Raw genomic sequence first — 2,268 nt, forward strand, 5'->3', positions numbered from 1 at the left:
AACCCAGCTTATACACTTATCTAAAATTGATTGGAATTCTTTTGAAAATTCCTGGAGCTTCACCCGCCATCCGCTCCTTACTCACATCGCTGACGATAAGCAAAATGAAGTGGCTGGCAAGCTCAAGAATGCTTTTGCTTTATGGCAAGAAGAGGCTCAAAATCGTTTTGATCAGCTTAAATCAAACGAAGAAAAGCTGAATAGAATTTTTATTGATCTGTACGGACTAAACGATGAACTGACGCCAGAAGTGGCTGATAAAGACGTTTCTGTTAGGTTGGCTGACGAAGAACGCGACATTAAATCTTTCCTGTCATACTTTATTGGAGTTGTGTTTGGGCGTTATTCATTAGATGTAGAGGGCTTAGCGTTTGCCGGCGGCGATTGGGATCCAAGTAAGTATCAATCCTTTGTGCCAAACGAGGACAACGTGTTGATGCTCAATGATGCTGACTATTTTGGTGATTCACGCGATATCATCAATCGGCTGAAAGCCTTCTTAACGGCTACGTTCGGGTCAGAAATGGTTGAAGAAAATATCGCTTATATTGCTTCGGTAGTTGGTAAGAAAGCTGACACGGATGAAGCGGCTATTCGGCGTTACTTCGTTGAGGACTTCTTCAAGGACCATAAAAAGATTTATCAAAAACGACCTATTTATTGGGAGTTTAACAGTGGTCGTCACAATGGCTTTAAAGCATTAATGTATCTTCATCGCTATGATGCCAACGAGCTAGCAATGTTACGGACTAACTACTTGCATCCGCTTCAGGGCAAGTATGAGCTAAGGATTGACCAATTATCACAATTGGAGAGTAATGAGACAGTTGCTAGTCAGAAGCGGCGTTACGAAAGAGAGTTGAAGCATTTAACCCAACAATTGGACGAAATTAAGAAGTATGATCCTTTAATTCAGCATATTGCGAACCAACAAATTGAACTTGATTTGGATGATGGTGTAGTTGTAAACTACGAAAAACTTCAAGATGGGAATACAATTTTAACTAAATTAAAATAAACCAAAGGGGACCTCTCAAATCAATGAGAAGCCCCCTTTGTGCCAAGTTATGTGCCAACTATTTTGAGATATTATTCAGGATGGAAATAATCTTATCTTGATCTTGCGATTCCAGTTCTTTGATGATGTGTAGATAGGTGGATTGCGTTGTTGTGATGTTGCTGTGGCCTAGTCTACGAGATACGGAAAGCACGCTGACCCCTTTGTAGAGTAGAATTGAAGCGTGGGTATGTCGTAGACCATGGAAGGTGATTCGTGGGATATTTAAAAATTCCAGTTTCTCGGTTAGGATTTTGTTGATTTCAGCGCTGACTAGAATGTGACCTGTCGTATCCATAAAAATTGGACGACTGGGGCTTGTGGAGTAGGTTGTGAGAAACGCTTGAAGCAATTGGACGGTTTGCTGATCAATGGCAATGTCTCGGACTGATGATCGCGTTTTAGTTTTCATGAAGCCAGTTTTATATTTATAATCCCAGGCTTTATTAACGTGAATTAAGCGGCCCTGTAAATCAATATCATTCGTTGTAAGACCAACGATTTCACCGTAACGCATACCGGTAACAGCGGCGAGATAAATAATCATTTCACCAATTTTAGAGGTGTCCAGGTGATGGAGTAGTTTGACCCAATCATCGTAGTTTAAAGTCTTGGCAATCTTCGGCCGTTCGCGACCAGTGACGACAGCCTTTCTAGTGGGATCTGTGGTGATTATTTTTTCATCTAAAGCTTCAAGAATGCAGGCACGTAGCTGCTTGTGAAAACATGAGACTGTTCTGCGAGCGTGGTTTTCCGCAAATTTATTTAACCGTTCTTGATAGAGTAATTTGGTTAAATCTTTCAGTTTAAGATCACCAAATAATTCGGTTGCGTGTTTAGCAGTGTTTTGATATTTATTATAGGTAATGGGTGTTACGGCACCTTGTTTATAGACTTGAATCCAGCGTTTGTAGTAGGATACCAGGGATTCGCTACCAGACTGGACTGTCGATAGGTTGGGATGCTCAGTTTGAATTTTACTGGCTGCTAGAATAGCCTCAGATTTTAATAGAAATCCTGATTTACGAAGCTTCTTGTACTTACCGTCTTGATCCTTGTAAGAAATTTCATATTGCCAAGCATTGCCACGTTTACGATAACTTACCATAGTTTACCCTCCATAATTCTTCAATTGGCACAATTTTGTCACAGATTGCTTAGTTAGCCAACGGGAGATCGACAGTGTGATAGGTTATCGTCAGCGATGTGAG

At 40.7% G+C, this 2,268-nt stretch carries 1 protein-coding gene and 1 pseudogene; one reads left to right on the top strand and one right to left on the bottom strand.

Features of this window, described 5'->3' with window-relative positions:
• Positions 1-1,018: pseudogene (locus HEQ50_RS12465) on the top strand (BREX-1 system adenine-specific DNA-methyltransferase PglX); the annotation flags it as partial.
• A 58-nt stretch (positions 1,019-1,076) separates the two neighbouring features.
• On the opposite strand, the gene HEQ50_RS12470 reads toward HEQ50_RS12465, so the two are convergent.
• Positions 1,077-2,165 (bottom strand): site-specific integrase, encoded by a 1,089-nt coding sequence (locus HEQ50_RS12470; protein ID WP_168900821.1) that lies wholly within the window; start codon positions 2,163-2,165, stop codon positions 1,077-1,079.
• Positions 2,166-2,268 lie beyond the last annotated feature (103 nt).

This window comes from Lactobacillus sp. HBUAS51381 (assembly GCF_012641095.1).
Taxonomy (GTDB): Bacteria; Bacillota; Bacilli; order Lactobacillales; family Lactobacillaceae; genus Levilactobacillus.